The following is a 26,496-nucleotide window of genomic DNA, read 5'->3' as shown; positions in this document are numbered from 1 at the left end:
GTCGTTCCCTTGCTTGATGTGGGCTATCGCTTCGCACTGCGCGAGGCAGAGGATCCGCGACGAAGCGCGTGAATGATAATACTTGCTATTTGATAATTCAAACCCGATGCATCTGTTTCTCCGCGCTACCGGCTTGCCTCGCCCGCTCATGCCGAAGTCAATTATGGATTTTGCTTGATAAAATTAAATCACATTCATTATCATTTGCTATACACATCATCTTGAGGCCTGTCCCACATGTTACGCCCCGTCCCCCTCTCAACTGATCTCGATCCACTTGCCAAGGCTGTTCGGCAGGCCTTGGGCCTGGCTACCGTCAGTGTCATGATGGTGGTTTCTCCAGCGCTGCTGGCGCAGGAAACTGGGCAGACATCCGCTTCTGCCGGTGAACTCGAGACGATCACCGTTGAGGCCGAGGCGCTTTCGCTTGTCACGGAGGGCTCCGACAGCTATCGCGTTCCGCGTACCAGTACTGCCACACGCCTCGATCTGACGCCTCGCGAGACCCCGCAGTCGGTATCCACCGTGACTCGAGCGCAAATGGATGATTTCCAGCTCGATACTGTAAATGACGTTCTCGAGAGCTCCCCGGGAGTGACGGTCGAGCGGCTAGAGACCGATCGCACCTATTACACCGCTCGCGGGTTCGAGGTATCGAACTTTCAGGTTGATGGCCTGCGGGTACCGATGCCGTACAACAACGTCCACGGCGACATGGACACCGTCATCTATGATCGTGTCGAAGTTGTGCGCGGTGCGACGGGGCTGATGTCTGGCTCGGGAAACCCTGGCGCGACCATAAATTTCGTCCGTAAACGACCAACGGATCTGCCTCATGCCAGCGTCACGGCCAGCGTGGGCTCATGGGAACATCGGCGTTTGGACGTAGACGTGGCAGGGCCGCTCGACAGCCATGGAAAGGTGAGGGGGCGCCTTGTGGCCTCGGGTCTACAGAGCGATTCCTACCTGGATCGCTTGAGCCGCGAGCGCGGGCTGCTATATGGCGTGTTGGAAGCGGATGTCACCGACACCACTCAGCTTACCGTGGGGCACACCTGGCAGCAGAACGATACCGACGGCAACATGTGGGGTTCACTGCCGCTTTATGACTCGGCAGGTAATCCAACCAACTATGGGGTTTCCACTTCATCGGCACCCGACTGGTCGTATTGGGATGTGGAAACACGGCGTAGCTTTCTGGAACTGGCTCAGGATCTAAGCGACAACTGGACCCTCAAGGGTACCGTGACGCACCTGGACATGCTCTCGGATACCCAACTGCTCTATATCTATGGGGTGCCGGATGCCGCAACAGGCCGTGTAGATGCCAGCCAGCTCTACATCAGCAAGTATGACCGCCACTTAGAACAGTGGATTGCCGACCTTCATGCCAAGGGCAACATCGACTTGCTAGGCCGTACCCATCAACTGGTGCTTGGAAGTGACTGGAGCCAGAGTCGCAACCAGCAGAGTTCTTTGTACGACGCAGCAACTCAAGGTTTGCCTCCACTGGACGAATGGAATGGCAGTTACCCTCAGCCCAGTTTTGGTGAGCCATCGTTTGGTAACGATGCGACTATCAAAGAGAGAAGTTTCTACAGTGCTGCCAAGCTGGACCTTGCCGATCGCTGGACGGGTGTCGTGGGTACGCGGCTGAGCTGGCTGGATACTGTCGGCGAACAATACGGCAGTTCGCAGGATACGTCTTACAACAGCGTTTTGACGCCCTATGCCGGACTGATCTTCGATGTTACCGATCAGGCGTCGGTCTACGCTAGCTATACTGAAATCTTCCAACCACAGACCGAGATCGACCGAAACGGCGACTATCTCGATCCCATCGACGGGGTCGCCCAGGAAATCGGAATCAAGGCCGATCTGTTCGACGGCGGGGCTGATGCCTCCTTCGCACTGTTCCGCATTGAGCAGAACAATGTGGCTCAGCCGGCTGGTACCTTGCCCGATGGCACATCGATCTACATGGGCGGCGACGGCATCACCAGCGAGGGCGTTGAAGTGACACTGGCAGGTGAACTGGCCGAGGGTTGGCAGGCCAGCGTCGGCTATACCTATCTGGAGATCGAGGACGCCGAAGGGGAGGCCACCAATACCTATATCCCTCGCAATATGCTGCGTGCAATGACCAGCTATCGCCTGCCGTTCATGCCACAGCTCAAGGTTGGGGCCAGGGTGCGCTGGCAGGACGACATCCACCGCGAGCGTGACTATATCGCTGGCGAGACGCATCAGGACGCCTATACACTGGTCGATCTGATGGCCAGCTATGACATCAACGAGAGCCTTACGGCTTCCTTGAACGTCAACAACGTGACCGACGAGGAGTACCTGACGAGTCTCAAGTGGGATCAGGCCTTTTCCGGTGCGCCGCGCAGTGTCATGGCTAACCTCACCTGGCGATACTGATTCGAGACTAGTGGAAGCTTCAAGGCCCATCCGATCGTGGGATGGGCCTTATGCGTTAGGCCCCTTGAGCAAAGGCAGTGGGCAAGAACGCCCGGCGCATGGCCGGGCGTAGTTCCGAGAGAGTCCTGCAGCTCGCGATGCCTAGAGCATGAAGTCGTCGGCGCGCAGGCTGTCGACGCCCAGCACGTCGACCTGTATATCAACGACGCCGTCGCCGTTGACGTCGCCCTGGACCTGACCGCCTTCGCTGCGTAGCTCGCCCGCCGTCCCACTGAAGGCCGCGTTGCCGACCCAAGAGAACGCCTGTTCGCCTTCGGTGGCGAGGTCGGCATCGATGCCTGAGAGGTCGATCAGGTCACCTTCGCTGCGATCAAAATCGACAATGATATCGCTGTCGAATGCCGTGGACTCGAAGGTCGAGAGATAGACGAAGTGATCGCCGCCTGCACCGCCGGTCAGTCTGTCGCTCCCCAGGCCACCGTAGAGAGAATCGCTAGCCGCCGTGCCTTGCAGGGTGTCTTCGCCCTCGGTGCCGATCAGGCCATCGTCTTCCATGGTGGGCACGCCTAACAGCTCGCCTTCGGCATTGAGATTGTCAGGCAGGGCGTAGCTGTCGTCGCGGACCTTGTAGGAAACGCGCCATGTCTCGCCGGGATCCAGTACCGCTCCGCCATTGATGGCGCTGACGACATAGCCTTCGTCAGTGGCAAGAAACTCGCCATTCCACATGTCGGTAATGGTTCCGGGCAGGCTGAAGCTCAACGAAGGCTGGTCGATGGTCACATCGGAGGTATTGGTTACCAGCACCTCGGTCATGTAGCCGCCCGACCAGGTCTTGGTGATATTGCTGGTAAGGGCCAGAAAGTCAGCTGCCGTTGGGGCGGGGTAGAGAACGTCCATCAGTTCGGAATCTGCCGCCTCGCCGGCAATCAGAGCCTGCGGATAGAGCGATAGCTCCGTTCCGTTCAGGGCGAGTGAAGCCGGCGCCTCGCTCACCGGTGCATACGCCTTGAAGGAGAAGCGCATGATGCTGTCCGCCTGGAGCGTGTCGCTGCCATCATAGGCGATCCGATATGTATCGCCGTCACGTTCCAGCAAGGTGGCACCGTAAAAGGTGGTGACGTCCGCTGGCAGCGTGAAGGTGATCTCGGGGCTGGCCACATCGCTGCTCGAGCGGTTGGCGATCTCCACGCGCATCACGTAGCCGCCGAGCCAGCGGCTGACCACGCTCAGCCCGACCTCCATTGCGCTGGCGATGATAATCGGTTCGTCTACTGGCTCTTCGGCAAGCGCCGGTTCGGGCTCGATGATGCTCGAGGTAGGTGACGACACGGTGGTGTCGCTGGTGTCCTGAGCCGAGTCAGAGAGAATCTCATCCGGTGTGGGGACGTTCGGTTGCTCTCCCTGGGCGAAGGTCCGGCTGGGGACATCGAGCTCGATGCCATCGGCGAATAGCACCCTTTCGATACCGATCAAGGTATCGGCGTCGCTGCTGCCCCCTGCCAGTTGGACGCTGCCGTCCTCATTGAACTGAACGGTGTAGGCGTCGTGGTTCTGCTCCATGTGGGCAATGTCGAAGCCGGCGCCGCCGTCAAGAAGGTCGTTGCCGAGACCGCCTCGCAGGATATCGTTCCCGGTACCGCCGAACAGAGTGTCATGGCCCAGAGCGCCATCGAGATAGACGCCATTGTCGGTCCCTTGAATGATGTCGTCACGGCGCGAGCCGATGACGTAGTCGAAGGTGATCTGGTTGGCGCCGGCCTCGGTGATGGACCCGAAGCTGTGCCCGCCTTCGTTGTACCAGACCACGGGAGAAAGACCATCGGCATCCGCGTCACGAATCGATTGCTCGACGTGCACGGTATTGCCGTGATCCTGGCCACCGTGGAAGTTGATGTCGCGATCCGTGGACGTCACGTGGATGTCGTTGCCGACCGATGAGCGCCACGAGGAGAACAGTACGCTATGGCGCATGCCTGTGTCCTCGAGCTGCGTGTAAACGCCGTCATAGCTTTCGCGTAGCTCGAAGGCATAGCCGTTACCGCCGCTGCCCTTGTTGAAGGCCCCATGGGCGCCAAGTGAATCGGCCTGCAGGTCGAGAGAGAGCGCGAACTCGAAGGCGGTGAAAGGCCCGTTGAGCACTTCGATGTCGCTGATATGGGCACCCACGGTGCCGTTGAGTTTGATCGCCTGATAGTCGGTCAGGTGGGTAAGCGTGTTGCTGAAGTCGGCCTTGTTCGGCACTCCTAGCTCGAAGCCCACCGAGAACCCCTTGAGGGTCACGTTCTCCAGCGCATCGTAGCGCTGGACCTTGGCGGCGCCGCTGTCGAAATCGAAGTGCACACCACGATCGAGGGTGACTGTGCCGCCATCGACAGCCATCACCTTGGCCATGCTGGTGCGCAACGGAGCGTTGAGCTGCTGCCAGGAGGTGTCGCCGATCTCGTCGAAATACTCCTGCGTGTTGTCCTGCCAGATACGCACGGTATCACCGGCCTGCAAGCCATGGTCGGTCTTGAGCGACAGGGTATCTTCGCCCATGGCGGCGTTCTGCTTGAGGTAGCCGGCGAACTGGGTCGTCTTGCTCTCAGCCAGGAAGCCATGGGAGGCGCCCGTGGCAAGGGCCTCGTCGGTGAACGTGATGCGCGTCTCGCCGCGTCCAGCCCCGACGAGGCTGATGTCGGAGCGAGAGACGCTGATCATGGTGTCGAAGCGATAGTCGCCGGCAGCCAGGTGCAGGACAGCGCCTTCCGGTGCAGCGTCGACCAGCGCCTGCAGTTCGGCAGCGGTGATGCCGGGACCGACGGTGGCCTCTCCGTTAGCATCGAACAGGCTGGATTCGACCGCCTGCGTCTCGAGCGGCTCGCTGGCCAGCAGTGTCTCCGCCTCGGCCGAAAATTCCGGTGTTACCCCGTTCACGGTCACGTCGGAGGGCATCAGGCCGCTTTCGGTCAGTACCTTGAACTTGAAGCGAACTGTCTCGCCCGGGGCGATGTCGTTGTCGGTATCGTCGTCGACGATGGCATAGCGGTCGTCGCTGTAGGCGTCGATCACGCCACCCCAGATATCAGTTATGGTGCCGTCCAGCGTGAAGCTGACCTGGTAGTCGACGATCGGTTGGGTTCCCTGGTTGGAGATGAAGATCTCCATCACGAAGCCGCCGTTCCATTGGCTGCTGAGAGAGGCATCGATGAAGGGACGCATGGAGCTACCGCCATTGCTAGTAATGAAGCAGGCCGCCGGGGGCGGGCAGAGTGTCGGCTGCGGTAGAAGACAAGCACCTGCGAGCACAAGGGATTGCGGTCGCCTGGCCGGGCAGTCATTCGCCCATTGTCGTCCCTGGCATCGTTCTAACGGGCAGGACGGTACAAATATATCGCTCCGTTTCATTTCGCTTGGGATGAAAAGCGCACATTTCTTGGCGCAATTCCTAAGCTGATTTTGCTGCGTCGGGCGCTGAAAAGGAGGGGAGTGGTATCGCGGTGTTGTGGTTTGCTGGATTGATAACAATTATCATTAGTGGCATCATCTGACACCGCCTAACCCAAGGCGACCGTTCGCCATTTCACGTCTCGGGAGTAGCCAGTGAGATCGTTTCGCCAACCCTGCCTCGTCTGTTTGCTCTGGCTGGGGCTTGCCACTGCGGCCAATGCCGAACCCGAAATCCATGAAGAGGCCAGGCAGGCTCAGCGCAGCCAGGCTGAACTGCAGGCGCGCATCGATGCCGCCGACGATGCATCGCGGGCGATGCTCGAGGAGCTGCGCGAGCTGGAGCGCGCCGAACGCCGCCTGGCACGCGAGAACGCCGAGCTCGCCCCGCGAATCGAGCGCCAGGCGGAGTCACTGAACCGTCGTGAGCAGGCCCTGGATACCCTGGAAGAGACGCGCGACGCCTTGCCGGCGCTGGAGGCGCGCTTGGTCGATCGACTCGAGCAGTGGATCGAGAGCGACATGCCGTTCCTGCGTCAGGAGCGCCTGGCGCGGGTTGCCAGCTTGCGCAGCCAAAGCCAAGCCGGTGAGCTGTCCGTCGCCGAGCGCTGGGAACGGATCATCGAAGCCTGGCGTGCCGAGCTGGACTACGGGCGTGACGTCGATGCCTGGCGCGGCTACCTCGGCGAGGGCGAGTCGCGCCGCGAGGTGGATTACCTGCGCCTGGGGCGCGTGGGTTTCTATTACCTTACGCCGGATGGCCGTGCCGGGCGGTTCTGGCAGGCCGATGCGGGAAGCTGGGCGGCGCTCGATGAGGCGCAGCGGCGTGAGGTTCGCAACGGGCTGCGCATCGCGCGTGACCGCCGCGCCCCGGAACTGCTCAATGTGCCGCTATCGCAGCCGCTTGAGTCAGTGGAGGACGACACATGAAAGCGACACGGTTTGCCGCGACCCTGTTGGCAACACTCACGCTAAGCGTCTGCCTGGGCCAGGCACAGGCGCAAGCCCAATCGGACCCGCTAGAAAGCCTGCGTGCCGAGCGCGAAGCTGCCGAAGCTCGCGACCGTGCGCGCCTGGCCGAGCTGGTGGAAGATCGCGGAGCGCTCGAAGCCGCCCTTCAAGAGGCCCGTGCCGCCCACGCGGAAGCCGAGGAGCGTAACGCAGAGTTACGCCAGAGAGAGGCTGAGCAGGCCGAGCGAGCCGAAGCGTTGGCAGCCCGCCAGGATGAGCAGGGGGATGACCTCGAGGCGATTCTGGCTTCACTGAAGCAGCATAGCGGCGAGCTGCGCGACAGCCTGGCGGATAGCTGGCTCGTCGTGGGTGGTCCCGAACTGCCGCCGCGCCTGGGCGATACCGAGGTGCTCGAGCTCGAGCAGTTGGAGGCCTTTGCCGATAGCCTGATTGCGCTGACTGCCGATACCGGCCGGGTGGTCCGTTTCCAGGCACCGGTGGCGGACGCCAGTGGCGAAATCGCTTCCCGTGAAATCGTACGTCTGGGCGACTTTGCGGCCTTTACCGATAGCCATCTGCTGCGACGTGGCGCCGAAGACGGTGCCCTGTCGGTGGTCGAGCGTACGCCGTCCGAAGTAGTCGACGGCCTGGCGGCATTTCATGCCGGCGAAGCGCGCGCACTTTCGTTGGACCCGACAGGGGGCGAGGTGATGTCAGCCTTGGCGCAGCGTCCCAGTCTGCTCGAGCGCTTCCACCAGGGGGGAGCCGTGGGTTATGTGGTGGTCGGGCTCGGCGCCATCGGCCTGCTGGTGGCATTGCTGCAGTATGGCTACTTGCTCAAGGTGACGCTGGCCATGCGGCGCCAATTGCATGATCTCGACACCCTGCGTGAAGACAACCCGCTGGGTCGCGTGCTGCTGCGTTTTCGTGCGCTGAGAGACGACCCCGTGCCGGAAGCGCTGGAAGCACGCCTCGATGAAGCAGTACTGGCGGAGCTGCCGCGCCTCGAGCGCGGTCAGCCGATCGTCAAGCTGCTGGCTGCCGTGGCACCGTTACTGGGGTTGCTGGGCACCGTGACCGGTATGATTGTGACTTTCCAGGCGATCACCGTGTTCGGTACCGGCGATCCACAGCTGATGGCGGGCGGCATCAGCCAGGCGCTGGTCACCACCGTGCTGGGCCTGATCACCGCCGTGCCGCTGCTGTTCGCCCACACGGCACTGGCGGGCCGTAGCCGACAGCTGGCCGGCTTGGTCGAGGGTCAGGCGAGCGCTGCCCTGGCCGAGCAGCTCGAGCAGCGCCCGCACGGGCCCGATAGCGTCACCGGGAGCACGCGCCGTGATCCCGCTCTGGCTTGAGCCACTGCAGCGCCTGGTCGAGGCGGGCGGAGCGGTTCTGGTAGTGATCGCCCTGGTGGCAACGCTGCTGTTCAGCCTGGCACTGGAGCGGGTGTGGTATTTCCGCATCACCTACCGACGGGCGAGGCGTGCCCTGATCGCGCGCTGGGCGGCGCGCCAGGACCATTTGAGCTGGAGTGCACTGACCTTGCGCGAAGCCTGGGTGCGGGAACTGATCGGGCGGCTGCGCCGGCCGCTGCCGTGGCTCAGGCTGCTGGTGGCGCTGTGTCCACTGCTGGGCCTGCTGGGTACCGTGACCGGCATGATCGCCGTATTCGATAGCCTGGCGATGGCCGATACCAGCCAGGCCCGCGCCATGGCCGATGGCGTGGCCCGTGCCACTCTGCCCACTCTGACCGGTATGGCGGTGGCGGTGGTGGGGCTGCTGTTCACCAGTCGCCTCGAGCACATCATTCGTCGCGAGGACCAGCGGCTGCACGACCGCTTGGCTCGCGCCGTGGAGGATAACGATGCGTAGACGCCGCCTTGGCGCCGACGACGGTGAAGCCAGCGAAGTCAACCTGACGCCGATGCTGGACGTCGTCTTCATCATGCTGATCTTCTTCATCGTCACCACCAGCTTCATCAAGGAGAGCGGGGTGGAGATCGAGCGACCCGAATCGAGTGCCGCTTCCCCAAGGCCCGATGCCCAGGTAATGGTCGCCATTACGCCGGAAGGGGCGGTGTGGGTCGACGGCCGCGCAGTAGACCTGCATCGCGTCGGTGCCGAGGTGGCCGGTCTGGTGAGCGATGACGGCTCGGTGGTGATCCAGGCCGACCGCGACTCGACCACCGGCCTGCTGATCGAGGTGATGGATCACATCCGCGAAGCCGGTGTGGAACAGGTCGCGGTCGCTGCCAGCCGGAGCCGGTCGTGACGCGGATACCGTTCTCATCGCTGGGCGGAGTGGCGCTCGCACTGCTGCTCTTCTGGCTGCTGGGCTTGTTGGTCACGCCGCCCGAGGAGGAGTTCGACGTGATCGACGAGAACCTGACCATGACGATGGTCGAGGCGCCCGACGTTGTGGAGGAGGTGGTCGAGCCCGTAGCGGAGCCTCCGCCTCCTCAGGTCGAAGCGACCACCCCTCCGCAGCCGGAGCCGTTACCCCCGCTGGAGAGCACGATCGCGATGCCCGAGCCGGAGCTTCCGCCGGAGCCGGTGGAGCCGCTTGAGCTCGATACCAGCCTGCCCGAGCTCAGCGAGGCCCGGCCGGAACCGCCGCCGGAGCCCGATCCGCCACCTCGGCCAGCGCCTGAGCCGGTTCCGCAGCCGACGCCCGAACCCGCGCCGTCTCCCCAGCCGAGCCCGTCGTCGGCACCCAGTGCGGCTTCGGCCGAGCCTGCGCCCGCCGAGCAAGGGCCGGTGGATGTCGGCCAGATCACGCCGACCAACCGCGTACCGCCGGAGTACCCCTCGCGTGCCCAGCGGCGTGGCTTGGAGGGACACGTAGAGTTGCAGTTTCTGATTCGCCCCGACGGTAGCGTCGATCGCTCCTCCATCCGTGTGGTCGAATCGCAACCGCGCAACGTATTCGATTCGGCCGCCGAGCAGGCCGTGGCGCGCTGGCAGTTCGAGCCCGCCAGCGGCATACGCCGTGCGCGTCAGCGCCTCGAATTTCAGTTGAGGTAAGCCATGCCAATGCGTGTCGTACGACGTCTCGTGGCCTGCGGTCTTGCGCTCTGTGCCGGACTGCTGGTAGCCGCTTCGGCGGCGGCTCAAGCCCCGCCGCTTCCCGGCGATATCATTGCCGATCTCGAGCGGTTGCATGCACAGCTGCAGCAGGGTGAACACGCCAGCGTGAGCCAGCACGCCCGTGCCCAGGCGCAGCGGCTCGAGGGGGGCAATGCCGCCGACCGCTGGGCCAGCGCGCTTTATCACCAGTTGGCGGCCGGCGCCGAAGCCGGGGCAGGGCGCAACGAGGCGGCTGCCGACCATCTGCGCCAGGCCCGCAGAACCCAGGAGGCACCGCAGACGCAGCGTGATCGCTGGCTGCGTGAGGAAGCAAGGCTGCGCTTGGCCGTCGGCGAAACCGAAGAGGCAGTGACGCTGTGGCTCGACTGGCTCGAGCGACACGACGGCAGCCCCGACGAGCGTTGGCGCCTGGCGCGTGCCTTGGCGGAGCTGGAGCGCTGGGAGGAAGCGGCGCAGTGGGTCGAGCGCGCAATGGCCGACGACCCGGCCCCGGGCGAGCGTCGGCAGGCGCTTGCGGCCACCGTGTTCCAGCGAGCCGGACGCGGCGAGCAGGCGCTGGCAAGGCTGGAAGCTTCGTTAACCGCTCAAGCCGAGCCCGAAGCCTGGCGGCGTGCCGCAGCTTTGGCCCATGGAGCTGGCGATGCACAGCGGGCTGCGGCGCTCTGGGAGGCCGGCTGGCGGCTGGGAGTGCTATCCGGCGAGGAGGATCTGCGCAAGCGCATCGAACTGAATCTGGCAGCCGGTACCCCGGCTCGTGCCGCTGAATACCTGGAGGCGGCGCTGGCAGACGGGGCACTACCCGACACCCTGGCCAACCGCCGCCTGCTGGCCCGGGCCTGGGAGGAAGCCCGCGATCGTGAGCGGGCGCTCGGGGCCTGGCGCGAGGTGGCCAGGCTCAGTGGAGAAGGCTCGGACTGGCGGCGCCTGGGCCTGCTGGCCCATGCCTGGGGACAAGTCGAGCTGGCCCGACAGGCCATGCAGCAAGCACAGCATCATGGAGCTGAAGTTGATCCGCGCTGGCTCTCGACCCGTTAGGGAGGGGCTTCCCCTGCGGGTCGAGGTATCAAGGTTTCAGATGTCGAAGTCGGTCCACACCGGGGCGTGGTCAGAAGGTCGCTCCATGCCGCGCAAGTCGTAGTCGATGCCGGCGTCACGCACCTGCTTGGCCAAGGAATCGGTCACCAGGATGTAGTCGATGCGCAGCCCGCGCCTGGGCTCGCGTTCGAAGCCACGGGAGCGGTAGTCGAACCAGCTGAAGCGGTCATCCGCCTCGGGGTAGCGTACGCGATAGCTGTCGGTGAGCCCCCACGCCTTGAGTGTGCCCAGCCACTCCCGTTCGATGGGTTGGAAGCTGGTCTTGCCTTCGCGTAGCCAGCGCTTGCGGTTGTCTTCGCCGATGCCGATGTCGATATCCTCGGGTGAGATATTGAAATCCCCCATCACCGCCAGCCGCTCGTCGGGGCGGTGCCGCTCGTGCAGTAATCGGATCAACTGGGCGTAGAACTCGCGCTTGTTGGGAAACTTGGTCGGGTGGTCGACATTTTCGCCCTGGGGAAAGTAGCCGTTCCACACGGTCAGCGTCTCGCCATCGGCGGTGCGCAAGCGCGCCCCGATCAAGCGTCGCTGGGACTCCTCGCCATCGTCGGGCAGACCGAAGAAGACCTCCTCCGGCCCGCTGGGACAGAGCGCCTTGTGACACATCAGGGCCACGCCGTAGTGGCCTTTCTGGCCGTGATAGTGGACGTGGTAGCCCATGGCCTCGACTGCCTCGCGAGGGAACTCGTCGTCGTGGACCTTGGTTTCCTGCAGCCCGATCACTAGCGGCTGGTGGGCGGCGATTAGCGCCTCGAGCTGGTGCAGGCGGGCGCGCAGCCCGTTTATGTTGAACGAGACCAGGCGTATCACTCGTCGCGCTCCTCGCTGGATGTTGATGTACCTTCCGGATGGATGTCGATGCTGGCGCCTTGTTCCTGGCGGGCCAGCTTGCGCGCTGCCTGCAGCTTGCGCTGCTGGCGTTTCTTCTGGGTGAAGCGGCGCGATGAGGTCACCTGGTCGGGATTCTCATGGCGCCATTTCTTGTAGTCCTTGCGCTTGCCGGTGCGGATGGTCACCTTGTCGGCCAGCGAGCGAGTCTTCTTGCGGCGTGTCATCGGGCCTGGCTCCAATGGGTGTCGAGTGGCAGCAAAGCGCCATTCTACCAGTCCAATGCAAGAGGCGCGCCCTCGACGCCATAGGCTGGTACAATATGCGGCTGTACAAAGTTCATCCATTGCTACGGACGTGATACATAGCCTATGAGCGAGTCGGAACAGACCACAGCCCCGGCCGAGAACCGCAAGCCCAAGCGTCGTCGTCGCAAGCCGCGCCGCCGCCAGTCGAACTGGGATCTGCGCCAGTTTCAGGTGCCTGCTGTGGCGGGCAAGTGGCGCTTTCACGACTTCGATCTGCCCTTGCCGCTGATGCGCGCCATCCATGCTCTGGGCTTCGAGTACTGCACGCCGATCCAGGCCGAGGCGCTGACCCACACGCTGCTGGGCGGCGACGTGGTCGGCAAGGCCCAGACCGGCACCGGCAAGACCGCTGCCTTCCTGATTTCGATACTGGCCTACTTCCTCGAGGAGGAAGCACCGGACGGGCAGAAGCCGGGCGCGCCGCGGGCCCTGATCGTGGCGCCGACCCGTGAGCTGGCGCTGCAGATCGAGAAGGATGCCAAGGCGCTGGCGCGTTTCACCGACCTCAACGTGGCAAGCGTCGTCGGCGGCATGGACTACCAGAAGCAGCGCGAACACCTGGGCAAGAAGCTCGACATCCTGGTGGCCACGCCAGGGCGCTTGCTCGACTTTCACGAGAAGCGCGACGTGGATCTCACCCAGGTCGAGATTCTGGTGCTCGACGAGGCCGACCGCATGCTGTCGATGGGCTTCATTCCCGACGTCAAGCGCATCATCCGCCATATGCCAAAGAAGGAAGAGCGCCAGACCTTCCTGTTCTCGGCGACGTTCTCCCAGGACATTCTCAACCTGGCCAGCCAGTGGACCCACCAGCCGACCCACGTCGAGATCGAGGTTACGGTCGACAACAAGGCCAACATCGATCAGCGCGTCTACATGGTCAGCGACGATGACAAGCCGAAGCTGCTGATCAATCTCCTCAAGCAGGAGAGCTTCGACCGGGTGATGGTGTTCGGCAACCGCCGCGATCTGGTGCGCAAGCTCGAAGGGCTGCTCAAGAAGGCCGACATCAACGTGGCGATGCTCTCCGGCGACGTGCCGCAGAATCAGCGCATCAAGACCCTGGAGCGCTTCCGCGAGGGTGAGGTGCAGGTGTTGGTGGCCACCGATGTGGCCGGTCGCGGCATCCATATCGAGGATGTCAGCCATGTGATCAACTACACCCTGCCCGAGGATCCGGAGGACTACGTCCACCGTATCGGTCGTACCGGCCGAGCCGGGGCCACTGGGGTGTCGATCAGCTTCGTCGGCGAGGAGGACGCCTTCTCGCTGCCCGAGATCGAGCGCTACATCCAGGACAAGCTGCCCTGCGAGCATCCACCCGAGGGGCTGCTGTAACGGCTTGCTGCCTTGCTGCACAGGGGCCGGGGACAGGTTGAAGAGGAGGTCTTTTGCCAGGGATGGCAAAAGTAGCGCCCAGGGACGGGTTCACAGCGCCTCCTCGTAAACCTGTCGACGGCCCCGGATTCACCGCCAAGGGCTCCCTGGCAGTCGTTGAGCTCCGGTTTGCTCGAAGCCGTTTCCCCAAGTTCTCTAGAGAGTGAGGCCATGCTCGACGAGGCCCTCAAGGGCGAGATACAGGGCGCCTACCGTCGCGTGCTGGAGGCCCAGGGGCTGACGCCACGCTACGGCCAGCGGCTGATGATCGCCGAGATCGCTCGCACGCTCAGCGCCATCGAGGCAGACGACAGCGGCCGTCGGGTCTCCGATGAGCACGTCTGCGTGCTCGAGGCGGGCACCGGCACCGGCAAGACCCTGGCCTACCTGCTGGCGGCACTGCCGGTGGCCAAGGCCAGGGGCAAGCGCCTGGTGGTGGCCACCGCCACCATCGCCTTGCAGGAACAAGTGCTGCTGCAGGACCTGCCGGCCCTCAAGACCCACAGCGGCCTCGACTTCGACTATGCCCTGGCCAAGGGTCGCGGTCGCTACGTCTGTCTGACACGCCTTGAGCAGGCCCTTGATGGCGTCGAGGACAATCCCACCTTGTCGCTGTTCGAGCAGAGCCTGGCCCAGGGCGCCGGCGATCATTTCCAGGCGCTGGTGCAGGAGATGGCCGAAGCCTATGGCAGCGGTCGTTGGGAAGGGGATCGCGAGAGTTGGCCGGAATCCATCGACGATACCGACTGGCGGCGCCTGACCATCGATCATCGTCAGTGTACCAACCGCCGCTGCGGCCATTTCGGCGCCTGTGCCTTCTTCCGTGCGCGCCGCGATCTGGAGAGTGCCGATATCATCGTCGCCAACCACGACCTCGTGCTGGCCGACCTGTCGCTGGGCGGCGGCGTGGTGCTGCCGCCCCCCGGCGACTGCATCTACGTCTTCGATGAAGGCCACCATCTGCCGGACAAGGCACTGAATCATTTCGCCCACCGCGTGGGCATCAACGGCACGCTGCGCTGGCTGGGCAACCTGAAGAAGTCTCTGACCGAGCTCAACCAGGCGCTGGCAATACAGCCGACCCTGGCGCGGCTGTTGTCCGGGCTGCCGGAAACCATTGCCGCGCTGGAGCCGCGCCTGGGCGAAGCGTTTTCCCTTGGCCATCAGTTGGCCGGGCGCCAGCATGGACTGGAAGAGGGCGAGGAGAACCATCAATACCGCTTCGAGATGGGGCGCGTTCCCGATGCCCTGCGCGAGCATGCCGGCAACCTGCTGGTGGGCTTCGCCGAGCTTTCACGCACGCTGGAAACCATGAGCGACATCCTGCGGGAGAGCCTCGATCCCGACAAGCACACCGGGCTCGAACGCGAACAGGCCGAGGCCTGGCTGCCGCTGCTAGCGCTGTTGCATGGCCGTGCGCTGGAGGCGTATGGGCTGTGGGAGGCCTATGCCGAGACCGATATAGAAGGCGAGGCGCCGAGAGCGCGTTGGCTGACGCTGGAGCGCTTCGGCAGCGATCCTGAGCTGGTCTTCTCGGCGAGCCCCGTGTCGGCGGCGCCGACCCTGGCCAAGAGTCTGTGGGGAAGCTGCTTCGGTGCCGTGGTGACCTCGGCTACGCTTACCGCGCTTGGCCGCTTCGAGCGCCTGCAGGAACGCGCCGGACTGGCCAATCGCTACCGCTATCAGCGCTTGCCGAGCCCCTTCGATTACTCTCGGGCGGTACTCAGCGTGCCGCGCGAGGCCGTGGATCCCGGCGACCGCGACGCCCACGAGCGGGCCATCGTCGATTTCGTCAGTGGGCTCGGCGAGAAGGAAGCAGTGCTGATGCTGTTCTCGTCGCGCGCCCAATTGCGTGCAGTGGAGAAGGCGCTGCCGGCGAAGTGGCGCGAGCGGGTGCTGGCCCAGGATCGACTGCCCAAGCGCGAGCTGATCGAGCGTCATCGTGCCCGGGTGGATGGCGGGGAGGGTAGCGTGATCTTCGGCCTGGCGAGCTTCGCCGAAGGCATCGACCTGCCCGGCGACTACCTAACCCACGTGGTCATCACCCGGCTCCCGTTCGCCGTGCCCGACGATCCGGTGGGGGCGACCCTGGCCGAGTGGATCGAGAGCCGGGGCGGCAATCCCTTCATGCGCATAAGCGTACCCGACGCCTCGATCAAGCTGGTGCAGGCCTGCGGCCGACTGATTCGCAAGGAGGCCGATCGGGGGCGCATCACGCTGCTTGACCGCCGCGTGCTGACCCGCCGCTACGGTCAGGCATTGCTCGATGCGTTACCCCCATTCGTGAGAGAGATCGACGGCGTCTAGATTTCAACCGCAGCCAGCAGCAAAAGGCCCGCAAGTGCGGGCCTTGGTGAAGCGCGGTCGAGGTCAGCCCCGGCGACGTTCGGCCAGCACCGGAGCCAGCTTACTTGCCATGCGCGTCAGGGTTTCCTCTGTGGCCGCCCAGTCGATGCAGGCATCGGTAATGGAGACGCCATACTGCATCTGGCTGTGGTCGTCGAGGATCTTCTGGCTGCCCCAGCCGATGTTGGATTCGACCATCAATCCCATGATGGAAGTGTTGCCTTCCAGGATCTGATTGGTGACGTTGTCCAGTACCAGCGGCTGCAGTGCCGGATCCTTGTTGGAGTTGGCGTGGGAACAGTCGATCATGATATTGGGCTTGATACCCGCCTTGTTCAGTTCCTGCTCGGCCAAGGCCACGCTGACGCTATCGTAGTTGGGCTTGCCGTTGCCGCCACGCAGCACCACGTGAGCGTAGGCGTTGCCACGGGTGCGAATGATCGCTACCTGGCCGCTCTGGTTGATGCCGAGGAAGTTGTGCGGATGCGACACTGACTGCAGCGCATTGATCGCCACGTCGAGGCTGCCGTCGGTACCGTTCTTGAAACCTACTGGGCTCGAGAGGCCGGAGGACATCTCACGGTGGGTCTGGGACTCGGTGGTGCGGGCGCCGATCGCCGACCAGCTAATGCAGTCCTGCAGATACTGGGGCGAAATCGGGTCCAGCGCCTCGGTGGCGAGCGGCAGGCCGAGCTCGGAAAGGTCGACCAGCAACTTGCGGGCAATGTGCAGGCCCTCTTCGATCTCGAAGGAGCCATTGAGGTGAGGGTCGTTGATCAGCCCTTTCCAGCCCACCGTGGTGCGGGGCTTCTCGAAGTAGACGCGCATCACGACATACAGACTGTCCTTCACTTCATCGGCCAGGCGTCGAAGGCGGCGCGCGTAGTCCAGGGCGGCATCGACGTCGTGGATCGAGCAAGGGCCGATGACCACCAGCAGTCGTGGGTCGCTGCCGTCGAGAATGTTCTGAATGGTTCGGCGTCCCTCGATCACCGTTCTCTCGGCGACTTCGCCGAGGGGGATCTCGTTCTTGAGGGCTTCGGGAGTGATCAGTACGTCCTGCGACAAGACGTTGAGGTTGCTGACCTGCTGATCTGACATGTTGCTACCTGTGTCGTGGTGCGTTGATGGCGAGAGGATGAACTACTATACACCCGCCGAGAAAGAAATCAGCAATCGTAGCGGAACCCGGCGGCACCGGGATTGTCACAGCGCCGGCGGCATGGCGGCCGGCTTGATGCGCGGCCAAGAAAAAGGAACACTTGTCGAATCGGACGATGACGTCCAGGGACATACAGCGGCCAACGGGGTCCAGGTTGATACCATGCATGCAGACTACCTAACGACGCATTCGTCGCTCATCCCGCTTCGGGGTATCTCCCTGCCGGGGAGAGCGTGAATGGGTAACCGGGAAACCGATCAGCAGCTCGTCGAGCGTGCGCAGAAAGGCGACACACGCGCTTTCGATCTGCTGGTAAAGAAATACCAACACAAGATCATCGGGCTGATTGGACGCTATATACAGGACCACGCAGAGGTGCAGGATGTGGCCCAGGAGGCCTTTATCAAGGCTTATCGGGCGCTCGGCAAGTTTCGCGCCGAGAGCGCCTTCTATACCTGGATGTATCGTATTGCCATCAACACGGCGAAGAACCACCTGGTATCTAAGGGGAGGCGTCCTCCCGGTAGTGACCTCGATATCGTCGATGCCGAGATCCTCGATCACACCGGACGTCTGTCTGACATCGAGACGCCGGAGTCGTCGCTGGCCCGGGACCAGCTCGAGACGGCCGTGTTCGAGGCCATCGAGAATCTGCCCGACGACCTGCGCACGGCTATCACCTTGCGTGAACTCGATGGGCTCTCCTACGAAGATATCGCCAATATCATGCAGTGTCCGGTGGGCACGGTGCGTTCACGTATCTTTCGTGCCCGCGAGGCCGTGGATCAGCACATTCAGCCGCTGGTGACCACGTCGCGCACGCGGGAATCGATAACGGAGTGAAGTTTTCGACAATGTTTTCGCTTCGACGCTGAACTGTCTCGCGTCGATGACGTCTGAAGCATTGACTGCCGTATGTCAGCGGCAACATGGGCTGTCGGCATTCCGGTTGGGTGCGGTCAGGAATGCCGGGAATCATTGATAGCGAGGCAGGGTGCCTTGTCGATGTGGGGGTGTAAGGAATGAGTCAGAATGCACGGGAATCGCTTTCTGCCCTGATGGACAGCGAAGGTGATGATCTCGAGCTGCGCCGAGTACTCAAGACGCTCGAAAGCGAGCCAGATGCGGCGGAGGCATGGCGACGCTATCACCTGATGCGCAGCCTGCTGCGGCGGGATCATGACATCGATGTCAGCACGGACCTGTCGGCCGGTATCATGGCACGACTGGAAGCCGAACCGGCTCCGGCCGTGGAAGCGCCGCCTATCGCACCGCGCCGCTCCTACCCCTTTGCCCGCAGTGCGGGCATCGCCGCCGCCGTTACCCTGATGGTCATCACTGGCGTTCAGTTCTACCAAGGTAACGACTTCACCCGTGCGGGCGGTAATGCTCAGTTGGCCGGCGGGGAGAGTCGTTCTTCCACCCAGTCACAGCCAAGCCTTGCCGCTCAGGCGGGCAGCGGTGCTCAGGCGACCCCCGTCGGCATGCCGCTCTTTTCGCCGTCGGCCGCGAGCGGGCAATCGGGCCTGATGCCGGTAGGGGCGAGCTTTGACTCCCCCTTGTTCATGACGCCCAATCCCCGACAGTCCCAACGCATCGACCAGGAGCAGGCGCGGCTGCTGCAATCCTATCTCGACCGCCATGCCGAAGGCGCGACCCATCGGAGTGGTGATGTATGGATGCCCCTGTTGCGTGGTTCAGGTAACGAGACACTGGGGCAACGCTGATGGTAGGCGGGCGTATCGCAAGGCGCCTGGCCCTACTCAGCAGCGCTGCGCTTCTGGCCCCTATGCCGGTTGCCTTGGCCGAACCCATAGCGGAACGGCCCGATGCCGAGCGATTCGACTGTCGCCAACTGGCCGATTGGGCGGAGCCCGAGACGCCGCTTGAGTGGTTTGAGCGCAGCCTGTGGGCCAACCATTGTCTCGAGTTCCAGGCTCGCGCGGTACGCATCGGTATCGACGGAGTGCGTACACTGGCGCTATCACGAGACATTCAGGACGGCGTTGAGCGTGAAGTCGCCCGTTTCCTCGATGGGCCGCCGGTTCTCTTCGAGCGTAGCGGTCACATGAACCGCATGAGTGGGTCCGGTACCGATTCGGAGGCGCCGGTATCGCCGACAGGAATCGCACAGCATGTTGACCGTTATTATCGACTGACCATGGGGCACGACGAGCGCATTGCCAACCGCAGTGCAGTGCGACTGGACATCGAGCCTCTCGATGGGATGCGCTTTGGCCAGCGTCTGTGGCTCGATTCCGAGACCTCATTGCCGCTGAAGCGGGAGCTCATCGATGATCGTGGGCGCGTCGTGGAGACGTTCCAGTTCACCGAGCTCCAGTCGCCACGCTTGCATGAGGGCGGCGTGATACTGGACCGCTACCGTGAGCCGCCGCGGCCGTCTTGGTTCCCTGCCTGGCTGCCTGACGGTTTCGTCGATCAGCCTCTCGACGACGAGTCGGAGCAGCAGGGGGGCGAACGGAGAGTGATCCATCGCATCTATAGTGATGGTCTCTCGACGCTCAGTCTGTTCGTCGAACCGATCGAAGAAGGGCGCGAACGCCTCATTCCCGGGTTGCATCGCCTGGGCATCTCTCTCGCCGTGGTTCGCCATGTCGTGGCTGACAATCGACCCCATCAGGTCATTGTCATGGGCGAGTTGCCTCCGCGGGTGCTCGTGCAAGTGGCCGAGAGCCTGGCTTGGCGTGAGGTGCCGGAGTGATCGCTCGATCACGCGACACGTGCCGGGTCCCGTTGCGGCAAACCGGCGCCATGTTGAAAAACAATGTGTTTCCTAGTTACCGCTGAGACGACGTTAAGCTGATGCAGGAGCTTTTATGATGCCATTGACGCGACAGTTCTCTTTTTGGGCGCTGCTGTTGGTCGTGCTGCTGTCATGGCAGTCGGCCTTTGCCCGCGAGTTGCCCGACTTCACCGAACTGGTCGAGGATGCTGCTCCCGGGGTGGTCAATATTTCCACTACCCGGGTCATACCGGAGCGTTCGCAGGGCTTCGAGGGGTTCGGTGGCCAGGAGATCCCTGAGATATTTCGCCACTTTTTCGGCGATCGCTTCCCGATGCCGCCAGGAGGCGGTGGGCCCGGGCGGGGCGGCGAGCGGCAATCGCTGGGGTCCGGCTTCGTGATCAGTGAAGATGGCTATATCCTGACCAATGCTCACGTGGTCGAGGGGGCCGACGAGATTCTCGTGCGTCTCAACGACCGCCGTGAGCTGCAAGCCGAGCTGGTGGGGGCCGACACGCAGACCGACGTGGCCCTGCTCAAGGTGGACGCCTCGGACCTGCCGACGCTGAACATGGGCGACTCCGACGAACTGCGTGTGGGGGAATGGGTAGCCGCCATCGGTTCTCCTTTCGGCTTCGACCACTCGGTGACTGCCGGTATCGTCAGCGCGATCAATCGCACGCTGCCGCGTGACGCCTACGTGCCCTTCATTCAGACCGATGTGGCGATCAACCCCGGCAACTCGGGTGGCCCGCTGTTCAATCTGGACGGCGAAGTGGTGGGGATCAACTCACAGATCTTCACCCGCAGCGGTGGCTTCATGGGGCTGTCTTTCGCCATTCCCATCAACGTGGCCATGGACGTGGCCAGCCAGATCCGCGACGACGGACGTGTTCAGCGCGGGTGGCTCGGCGTGATGATCCAGCCGGTGTCTCGCGACCTGGCCGAATCGTTCGGCATGGACAGCCCCAGCGGCGCCTTGATTGCCGATCTCGACCCCGAGGGACCGGCGGCCCAGGCGGGCCTGCAGGCGGGCGACATCGTGCTGGAAGTCGACGGGGAGGAGGTCGAGCGCTCACGTAACCTGCCGCGCCTGATCGGCCGGGTGACGCCGGGCAACGAGGCCGAGCTGACTATTTTGCGTGACGGAGAGCGACAGGATATCGCAGTGACCATCGGTGACTGGCCGGAGAGCGAGCAGGCTCGACAGGCGAGTGCCGCTGGCTCGGACGCTCAGGCGCGCCTGGGCATCGCCGTGGCCGAACTCGATGAGGCCGAACGTAAGCGCCTGGGTATCGATGGCGGCGTGCTGGTGCGTGATGTCGATCCTCGCGGGGCAGCGGCCGAAGCCAAGATCATGCCGGGCGACGTGATCGTCAGTCTCGATCATCATGCCGTGGAGAGCGCCGAGCAGCTGCGTGACCTGGCTGCCGACCTGCCCACTGACCGCCCCGTGCCTGTGCGGTTGTATCGCGAAGGGCGCGGCTCCCTGTTCGTGGCGCTGCGCCTGGGTCGCGACTGAGTCGACCCGGCGTCGGACGAGTCGCAGAACACCTCCCGCCATGCCGGGAGGTGTTCGTGTTTTTACTGCCCGGTGCCGCTGTGCTGTCCAACCTTGGGTCATGCCGGTACAATACCGGCCATCGAATTCTCATGACGTTAGCGGGCGCCGATGACTCTGCCGCTGCCGCGCTCGTGTCGAACACCGGACTGGGCTAGATGAGCAACGAAGCAAGCAACGATAAACTGAAGCACATTCGGAATTTCTCGATAATTGCCCATATCGACCACGGCAAGTCGACCCTGGCAGATCGTCTGATCCAAAGCTGCGGCGGTCTGACCGAGCGCGAGCTGAAGGAGCAGGTGCTCGACTCGATGGACCTCGAGCGCGAGCGCGGCATCACCATCAAGGCCCAGTCGGTCACGCTGGACTATCATGCCCAGGACGGCAACACCTACCAGCTCAACTTCATCGACACGCCCGGCCACGTAGACTTCTCCTACGAGGTATCGCGTTCCCTTTATGCCTGCGAAGGGGCGCTGCTGGTGGTGGATGCGGCCCAGGGCGTCGAGGCGCAGTCGGTGGCCAACTGCTACACCGCCATCGAGCAGGGGTTGGAGGTACTGCCGGTCCTCAACAAGATGGACCTGCCGCAGGCCGATCCCGACAAAGTCTCGCACGAGATCGAGGAGATCATCGGCCTCGACGCCACCGACGCCTGTCAGGTCTCCGCCAAGAGCGGCATGGGCATCGATGCACTGCTAGAACGCCTGGTACGCGACATCCCGCCGCCCAAGGGTGATCCACAGGCGCCGTTGCAGGCCCTGATCATCGACTCCTGGTTCGACAACTACCTCGGCGTGGTGTCGCTGGTGCGACTCTTCGATGGCACCCTGAAGAAGGGCGAGAAGATCCGGATCAAGTCCACGGGCCGCGACTGGCAGGCCAACGAAGTGGGCATCTTCACGCCGCTGCGCAAGGAAACCAATATTCTGCGTGCCGGCGAAGTGGGGTTCGTGGTGGCCGGGATCAAGGACATCCATGGTGCCCCGGTGGGCGATACCATCACCCACGCCAAGACGCCGGACGTGGCGCGCCTGCCCGGTTTTCAGAAGGTCAAGCCGCAGGTCTACGCCGGCATGTTCCCGGTCAGCGCCGACGATTACGAGGATTTCCGCGACGCGCTGGAGAAGCTGGCGCTCAACGATGCCTCGCTGGAGTACGAACCCGAGAATTCCGACGCCCTCGGCTTCGGCTTCCGCGTCGGCTTCCTCGGCACGCTGCACATGGAAATCATCCAGGAGCGGCTCGAGCGCGAGTACGACCTGGACCTGCTCACCACGGCGCCCACCGTGGTCTATGAGCTGGCCATGAAAAACGGCGACATCAAATACGTTTCCAACCCCTCCAAGCTGCCCGACATGGCCGACGTGGAGGAGATGCGCGAGCCGATCGTGCGTGCCAGTATCCTGGTGCCGCAGGAGTTCGTCGGCAACGTGATCATGGAGTGCGAGAACCGTCGCGGCAACCAGCTCGACATGCAGTTTCTCGGCAGCCAGATCCAGCTCACCTATGAGCTGCCCATGAGCGAAGTGGTGATGGACTTCTTCGATCGTCTCAAGTCCATCTCCAAGGGCTATGCCTCGCTGGACTACAACTTCGAGCGCTTCGAAGCGGCCAAGCTGGTGCGCCTGGACGTCTTGATCAATGGCGATCGGGTCGACGCGCTGGCGGTGATCATTCACCGCGACCACGCGCATTCGCGTGGTCGCGTGCTGGTCGAGAAGATGAAGGAGCTGATTCCACGCCAGATGTTCGACGTGGCGATTCAGGCCGCCATCGGCGGCCAGGTGGTGGCGCGCTCCACGGTCAAGGCGCTGCGCAAGAACGTGACCGCGAAGTGCTACGGCGGTGACGTGACGCGCAAGAAGAAGCTGCTCGAGAAACAGAAAGCGGGCAAGAAACGCATGAAACAGGTCGGTCGGGTGGAAATTCCCCAGGACGCCTTCCTGGCCGTGCTCAAGGTGAACGACTAGGAACGGCGACACTATGGATTTTTCACTTCTGTTGGTGGTGGCCGTGGCCATCACTGGCGTGATCTGGTTGCTCGACATCGTTTGGTTGCGTCCCGCAAGGCGCCAGAAGCTGGCCGCCGTCGAGGCGGGTACCACGGAGGGGCTCGACGAGACCTCCCGTGAGCGGGCAATGAAGGAGCCTTGGCCGATCGACTATGCCCGCTCCTTCTTTCCGGTGTTGCTGGTGGTACTGCTGCTGCGCAGCTTCCTGGTGGAGCCCTTCCAGATTCCTTCCGGGTCGATGCGTCCGACCCTCGAGGTGGGGGATTTCATCCTCGTAAACAAGTACGCCTACGGCCTGCGCCTGCCAGTTACGCATACCCGTATCCTCGAACTGGGTGAGCCCGAGCGCGGCGACGTGATGGTGTTCCGCTTTCCCAGCGAACCCTCGGTGAATTTCATCAAGCGGGTTGTGGCGCTGCCGGGCGACATCGTGCGCTACGAGGACAAGCAGCTCTACATCAATGGTGAGCCCGTACCCAAACACTTGCTGGACCAAGCGCCTTCCGCCGCGCCTGGTGAGTGGCTCCTCGAGGAGCAACTGGGCGAGGTCAGCCATCGTATCTACAATAACCCACGTGACCCGGGGCCTCGTGTGCGCGAGATCGTCGTGCCCGACGGACACTATTTCACCATGGGTGACAACCGTGACCACTCCAACGACAGCCGCTATTGGGGCTTCGTCCCCGAGGAGAACGTCGTGGGTCGGGCATTCGCCGTATGGATGCACTGGGACGGCGGCCTGCCGAGCTTCACCCAGGTTCGTCGCATCCATTGATGGAACAGAAATAACAGGAATTTCGTGAGTAGATCCCTTACCGCCTTCAGCCGCCGCATCGGCTACAGCTTTCGCGATGACTCGCTGCTGGAGCTGGCCGTGACCCACCGCAGCTTCGGAGGCCAGAACAACGAGCGATTGGAGTTTCTGGGTGACTCCATCGTCAACTTCGTCATCGCCGAGGCCTTGTACGAGCGTTTCCCGCAGGCCCGTGAAGGGCAGCTTTCCCGTCTCCGCGCACGTCTGGTGCGTGGCCAGACTCTGGCTGAGCTGGCGCGCGAGATGGCTTTCGGCGAGTGCCTGCGCCTGGGGTCCGGCGAGATGAAAAGCGGCGGGCATCGTCGCGATTCGATCCTGGCCGATGCGGTCGAGGCCGTGCTGGGGGCGATCTATCTCGATGCCGGCATGGATGTGGCCCGTGCCCGGGTGCTGGCTTGGTATGCCGAGCGCCTGGAGGCGATCGACCTGCAGGATACCCAGAAGGATCCCAAGACCCGGCTGCAAGAGTTTTTGCAGTCGCGCCAGTCGCCGCTGCCTCGCTACGAGGTGGTCTCGGTGGAGGGCGAGGCCCACGACCAGACCTTCACCGTGGAGTGCCATGTCGAACTCCTCGACTCGCACACCCTGGGCACCGGCTCGAGTCGCCGTCATGCCGAGCAGCAAGCCGCCGAACTCGCACTGCTCCAGTTGGAGCAACGCAGGGGACAAAAAGCATGAGCGAGACCTGTGGCTTCGTGGCCATCGTTGGCCGCCCCAACGTCGGCAAATCGACGTTGATGAACCGCATACTCGGGCAGAAGGTCTCGATCACCTCGCGACGCCCCCAGACGACGCGTCACCAGGTCATGGGCATCAAGACCGAAGGTGAAGCGCAGTTCATCTACGTCGATACGCCGGGCATACACATCCTGGGGCGCGACCGCAACAAGGCGATCAACCGCTTCATGAACCAGGCAGCTACCCAGGCCCTGCGCGACGTGGACTGTGTGGTGTTCATCGTCGACCGCACGCGTTGGACCGAAGAGGACCAGGTGGTACTCACGCGTCTCGAGCACGTCGAAGCGCCGGTGATCCTGGCCGTGAACAAGGTCGACCGACTCGAGGACAAGAGCACGCTGCTGCCTTGGCTTGCCGAGGTCGGAGCGCGGCGTGAATTCGCCGCCATCATTCCCATCTCCGCCAAGCACGGCACCAACGTACCGGAGCTGGAAGAGGAAGTGGCCAAGCACCTGCCGGAGGGGCTCCACCACTTCCCCGACGACCAGATCACCGACCGCAGTCAGCGTTTCCTGGCGGCGGAACTGGTGCGCGAGAAGATCATGCGCCAGCTCGGTGACGAGCTGCCCTATCAGGTCACGGTGGAGATCGAGGAGTTTCGCGACGAGGGCAGGGTGGTGCACATCAGTGCCCTGATCCTGGTGGAGCGTGCCGGACAGAAGAAGATCCTCATCGGCGACAAGGGCGAGCGGATCAAGAGCATTGGCCGCGAGGCACGGCTCGACATGGAGCGGGCCCTGGATGCGAAGGTAATGCTCAATCTCTGGGTCAAGGTGAAACGCGGCTGGTCGGACGATGAGAGAGCCTTGAAGAGTCTCGGGTACGACCTGGACTGATCTTGTCCGAACTTGTCTGCGCTTGTCCTTACTTCGTTCAGGCGACCAATCATGCAGCCGCAGCCGGCCTTTCTCCTTCATAAGCGCCCCTATCGCGAAACCAGCGCCCTGGTCGAACTGCTCAGCTTCGATCACGGTCGCGTGCGCGCGGTGGCCCAGGGCGTTCAGCGTCCGGGGTCGCGCTCGCGCGGGCGGTTGCAGCCCTTCGCGCCGCTGCACGTCACCTGGGTGGGTGAAGGGGAGCTCAAGCGCCTGCGGCTAATGGAGAGTCGTGGCGCTGCGGCGTTGCTGGTCGGCGAAGGCCTGCTCTGTGGGCTCTACGCCAACGAATTGCTGACGCGAACGCTGCCGGTGGAATTCCCCGTTGGCGAGGTGTTCGCCTTTTATACGGCCCTGCTGCAAGCGTTGCCGCTCCCTGAGGGGCGGGCCGTGGCGCTGCGCCGTCTTGAATTCGCCTTGCTCGATGCGCTGGACGCCGCACCACGCTACACCACGCCTGATGGCAGCGAGCTCGACCCCCAGGGACGCTACCGCTACGATTCCGTCACGCGTGCCTTCGTTCCCGGTGAGCCGGGCCTCGACGGTCGTACTCTGCGTTTGATGGCGGGAGGTGACTGGGCGTCACCCGGGCTGGCCGGTCCGGCCAAGGTGGTGGCCCGGGCAGCGCTTGCCCCCTTGCTCGGTGCGCGTCCGCTGCGCTCCCGTGAGCTGATGCGCCAGCTTGCCGAGCGGCGCCGTTCCCCATCACACTGACCTTCCCGTCCTTGATCTGAAGC

The 26,496-nt window shown here is 63.4% G+C and carries 22 protein-coding genes; 18 read left to right on the top strand and 4 right to left on the bottom strand.

Features of this window, described 5'->3' with window-relative positions:
• Positions 1–237 precede the first annotated feature (237 nt).
• The gene (locus tag KPL81_RS13530; RefSeq protein ID WP_219792622.1) at positions 238–2,424 is read left to right on the top strand and encodes a TonB-dependent siderophore receptor; all 2,187 of its coding nucleotides are present in this window, start codon (positions 238–240) and stop codon (positions 2,422–2,424) included.
• A gap of 141 nt (positions 2,425–2,565) precedes the next feature.
• Here KPL81_RS13530 and KPL81_RS13525 read toward each other — a convergent pair whose 3' ends face one another.
• Positions 2,566–5,628 (bottom strand): cellulose binding domain-containing protein, encoded by a 3,063-nt coding sequence (locus tag KPL81_RS13525; protein WP_219792621.1) that lies wholly within the window; start codon positions 5,626–5,628, stop codon positions 2,566–2,568.
• Between the two features lie 381 nt (positions 5,629–6,009).
• On the opposite strand from KPL81_RS13525, the gene KPL81_RS13520 reads away from it, so the two are divergent.
• The 6 genes from KPL81_RS13520 to KPL81_RS13495 are packed head-to-tail and all read left to right on the top strand — an operon-like array spanning position 6,010 to position 10,929.
• Positions 6,010–6,783, top strand: a complete 774-nt coding sequence (locus KPL81_RS13520) for a DUF3450 domain-containing protein (protein ID WP_209477789.1) — start codon at positions 6,010–6,012, stop codon at positions 6,781–6,783.
• Positions 6,780–8,162, top strand: coding sequence for a MotA/TolQ/ExbB proton channel family protein (locus KPL81_RS13515; protein WP_219792620.1), 1,383 nt, complete (start codon positions 6,780–6,782; stop codon positions 8,160–8,162). The genes KPL81_RS13520 and KPL81_RS13515 overlap by 4 nt, the downstream gene beginning before the upstream one ends.
• Complete coding sequence (locus tag KPL81_RS13510; protein ID WP_209478575.1) at positions 8,146–8,679, top strand: MotA/TolQ/ExbB proton channel family protein; 534 nt, start codon at positions 8,146–8,148, stop codon at positions 8,677–8,679. The genes KPL81_RS13515 and KPL81_RS13510 overlap by 17 nt, the downstream gene beginning before the upstream one ends.
• The gene (locus KPL81_RS13505; RefSeq protein ID WP_209477793.1) at positions 8,672–9,079 is read left to right on the top strand and encodes an ExbD/TolR family protein; all 408 of its coding nucleotides are present in this window, start codon (positions 8,672–8,674) and stop codon (positions 9,077–9,079) included. The genes KPL81_RS13510 and KPL81_RS13505 overlap by 8 nt, the downstream gene beginning before the upstream one ends.
• Positions 9,076–9,831 (top strand): energy transducer TonB, encoded by a 756-nt coding sequence (locus tag KPL81_RS13500; protein WP_209477794.1) that lies wholly within the window; start codon positions 9,076–9,078, stop codon positions 9,829–9,831. The genes KPL81_RS13505 and KPL81_RS13500 overlap by 4 nt, the downstream gene beginning before the upstream one ends.
• Before the next feature lie 9 nt (positions 9,832–9,840).
• On the top strand, positions 9,841–10,929 hold the full coding sequence (locus KPL81_RS13495; protein WP_219792619.1) for a tetratricopeptide repeat protein: 1,089 nt from the start codon (positions 9,841–9,843) through the stop codon (positions 10,927–10,929).
• A 36-nt stretch (positions 10,930–10,965) separates the two neighbouring features.
• On the opposite strand, the gene xthA is transcribed toward KPL81_RS13495, so the two are convergent.
• The gene (gene xthA, locus KPL81_RS13490; RefSeq protein ID WP_219792666.1) at positions 10,966–11,796 is read right to left on the bottom strand and encodes an exodeoxyribonuclease III; all 831 of its coding nucleotides are present in this window, start codon (positions 11,794–11,796) and stop codon (positions 10,966–10,968) included.
• The gene (locus tag KPL81_RS13485) at positions 11,796–12,044 is read right to left on the bottom strand and encodes a hypothetical protein (RefSeq protein ID WP_209477796.1); all 249 of its coding nucleotides are present in this window, start codon (positions 12,042–12,044) and stop codon (positions 11,796–11,798) included. Before KPL81_RS13485 ends, xthA begins: the two co-directional genes overlap by 1 nt.
• A 144-nt stretch (positions 12,045–12,188) precedes the next feature.
• Between KPL81_RS13485 and rhlB the strand changes: the two genes are divergently transcribed.
• Both rhlB and dinG read left to right on the top strand, forming a co-directional pair.
• Positions 12,189–13,463 (top strand): ATP-dependent RNA helicase RhlB, encoded by a 1,275-nt coding sequence (gene rhlB, locus KPL81_RS13480; RefSeq protein WP_219792618.1) that lies wholly within the window; start codon positions 12,189–12,191, stop codon positions 13,461–13,463.
• A 210-nt stretch (positions 13,464–13,673) separates the two neighbouring features.
• Positions 13,674–15,809: an ATP-dependent DNA helicase DinG gene (dinG, locus tag KPL81_RS13475; RefSeq protein ID WP_219792617.1), complete on the top strand. Its 2,136-nt coding sequence runs from the start codon at positions 13,674–13,676 to the stop codon at positions 15,807–15,809.
• Between the two features lie 63 nt (positions 15,810–15,872).
• Here the strand turns inward: dinG and KPL81_RS13470 are convergent, their stop codons facing one another.
• On the bottom strand, positions 15,873–16,949 hold the full coding sequence (locus KPL81_RS13470) for a 3-deoxy-7-phosphoheptulonate synthase (RefSeq protein ID WP_219792616.1): 1,077 nt from the start codon (positions 16,947–16,949) through the stop codon (positions 15,873–15,875).
• A 298-nt stretch (positions 16,950–17,247) separates the two neighbouring features.
• Between KPL81_RS13470 and rpoE the strand changes: the two genes are divergently transcribed.
• The 9 genes from rpoE to recO all read left to right on the top strand — a co-directional run bounded on the left by rpoE (position 17,248) and on the right by recO (position 26,473).
• Positions 17,248–17,853 carry an RNA polymerase sigma factor RpoE gene (gene rpoE, locus KPL81_RS13465; RefSeq protein WP_197450503.1) on the top strand — a complete coding sequence of 202 codons (606 nt, stop codon included), beginning with the start codon at positions 17,248–17,250 and terminating at the stop codon, positions 17,851–17,853.
• A 179-nt stretch (positions 17,854–18,032) separates the two neighbouring features.
• Positions 18,033–18,737 (top strand): sigma-E factor negative regulatory protein, encoded by a 705-nt coding sequence (locus KPL81_RS13460; RefSeq protein ID WP_219792615.1) that lies wholly within the window; start codon positions 18,033–18,035, stop codon positions 18,735–18,737.
• A 74-nt stretch (positions 18,738–18,811) separates the two neighbouring features.
• Positions 18,812–19,732 carry a MucB/RseB C-terminal domain-containing protein gene (locus tag KPL81_RS13455; protein ID WP_240549245.1) on the top strand — a complete coding sequence of 307 codons (921 nt, stop codon included), beginning with the start codon at positions 18,812–18,814 and terminating at the stop codon, positions 19,730–19,732.
• 115 nt (positions 19,733–19,847) lie between these two features.
• Positions 19,848–21,275 carry a DegQ family serine endoprotease gene (locus KPL81_RS13450; RefSeq protein WP_219792613.1) on the top strand — a complete coding sequence of 476 codons (1,428 nt, stop codon included), beginning with the start codon at positions 19,848–19,850 and terminating at the stop codon, positions 21,273–21,275.
• A gap of 197 nt (positions 21,276–21,472) precedes the next feature.
• Entirely contained in the window at positions 21,473–23,290 is a 1,818-nt protein-coding gene (gene lepA, locus KPL81_RS13445) for a translation elongation factor 4 (RefSeq protein ID WP_209477809.1), read from the top strand.
• A gap of 13 nt (positions 23,291–23,303) precedes the next feature.
• Positions 23,304–24,107, top strand: coding sequence for a signal peptidase I (lepB, locus tag KPL81_RS13440; protein WP_219792612.1), 804 nt, complete (start codon positions 23,304–23,306; stop codon positions 24,105–24,107).
• Positions 24,108–24,131: 24 nt separating this feature from the next.
• The gene (gene rnc / locus KPL81_RS13435) at positions 24,132–24,824 is read left to right on the top strand and encodes a ribonuclease III (RefSeq protein ID WP_209477813.1); all 693 of its coding nucleotides are present in this window, start codon (positions 24,132–24,134) and stop codon (positions 24,822–24,824) included.
• A complete protein-coding gene (gene era, locus KPL81_RS13430; RefSeq protein ID WP_209477815.1) occupies positions 24,821–25,720 on the top strand; it encodes a GTPase Era in 900 nt (299 codons plus the stop codon). The genes rnc and era overlap by 4 nt, the downstream gene beginning before the upstream one ends.
• Positions 25,721–25,771: 51 nt before the next feature.
• Complete coding sequence (gene recO, locus KPL81_RS13425) at positions 25,772–26,473, top strand: DNA repair protein RecO (RefSeq protein WP_209477817.1); 702 nt, start codon at positions 25,772–25,774, stop codon at positions 26,471–26,473.
• The last annotated feature ends 23 nt before the right edge of the window (positions 26,474–26,496 follow it).

It is taken from the genome of Billgrantia antri, from assembly GCF_019430905.1.
Lineage (GTDB): Bacteria > Pseudomonadota > Gammaproteobacteria > Pseudomonadales > Halomonadaceae > Halomonas > Halomonas antri.
Note: the sequence above shows the minus strand (reverse complement) of the source record. Positions and strands in the feature narration are given on the sequence as shown.

What these genes read in the sequence shown, in the direction of transcription:
- KPL81_RS13530 (WP_219792622.1), top strand. Translation starts at nt 238, where the DNA reads ATGTTACGCCCCGTCCCCCTCTCAACTGATCTCGATCCACTTGCCAAG.
- KPL81_RS13525 (WP_219792621.1), bottom strand. Translation starts at nt 5,628, where the DNA reads ATGCGTCCCTTCATCGATGCCTCTCTCAGCAGCCAATGGAACGGCGGC.
- KPL81_RS13515 (WP_219792620.1), top strand. Translation starts at nt 6,780, where the DNA reads ATGAAAGCGACACGGTTTGCCGCGACCCTGTTGGCAACACTCACGCTA.
- KPL81_RS13505 (WP_209477793.1), top strand. Translation starts at nt 8,672, where the DNA reads ATGCGTAGACGCCGCCTTGGCGCCGACGACGGTGAAGCCAGCGAAGTC.
- KPL81_RS13495 (WP_219792619.1), top strand. Translation starts at nt 9,841, where the DNA reads ATGCGTGTCGTACGACGTCTCGTGGCCTGCGGTCTTGCGCTCTGTGCC.
- KPL81_RS13485 (WP_209477796.1), bottom strand. Translation starts at nt 12,044, where the DNA reads ATGACACGCCGCAAGAAGACTCGCTCGCTGGCCGACAAGGTGACCATC.
- rhlB (WP_219792618.1), top strand. Translation starts at nt 12,189, where the DNA reads ATGAGCGAGTCGGAACAGACCACAGCCCCGGCCGAGAACCGCAAGCCC.
- dinG (WP_219792617.1), top strand. Translation starts at nt 13,674, where the DNA reads ATGCTCGACGAGGCCCTCAAGGGCGAGATACAGGGCGCCTACCGTCGC.
- KPL81_RS13470 (WP_219792616.1), bottom strand. Translation starts at nt 16,949, where the DNA reads ATGTCAGATCAGCAGGTCAGCAACCTCAACGTCTTGTCGCAGGACGTA.
- rpoE (WP_197450503.1), top strand. Translation starts at nt 17,248, where the DNA reads ATGGGTAACCGGGAAACCGATCAGCAGCTCGTCGAGCGTGCGCAGAAA.
- KPL81_RS13460 (WP_219792615.1), top strand. Translation starts at nt 18,033, where the DNA reads ATGAGTCAGAATGCACGGGAATCGCTTTCTGCCCTGATGGACAGCGAA.
- KPL81_RS13450 (WP_219792613.1), top strand. Translation starts at nt 19,848, where the DNA reads ATGATGCCATTGACGCGACAGTTCTCTTTTTGGGCGCTGCTGTTGGTC.
- lepA (WP_209477809.1), top strand. Translation starts at nt 21,473, where the DNA reads ATGAGCAACGAAGCAAGCAACGATAAACTGAAGCACATTCGGAATTTC.
- lepB (WP_219792612.1), top strand. Translation starts at nt 23,304, where the DNA reads ATGGATTTTTCACTTCTGTTGGTGGTGGCCGTGGCCATCACTGGCGTG.
- era (WP_209477815.1), top strand. Translation starts at nt 24,821, where the DNA reads ATGAGCGAGACCTGTGGCTTCGTGGCCATCGTTGGCCGCCCCAACGTC.
- recO (WP_209477817.1), top strand. Translation starts at nt 25,772, where the DNA reads ATGCAGCCGCAGCCGGCCTTTCTCCTTCATAAGCGCCCCTATCGCGAA.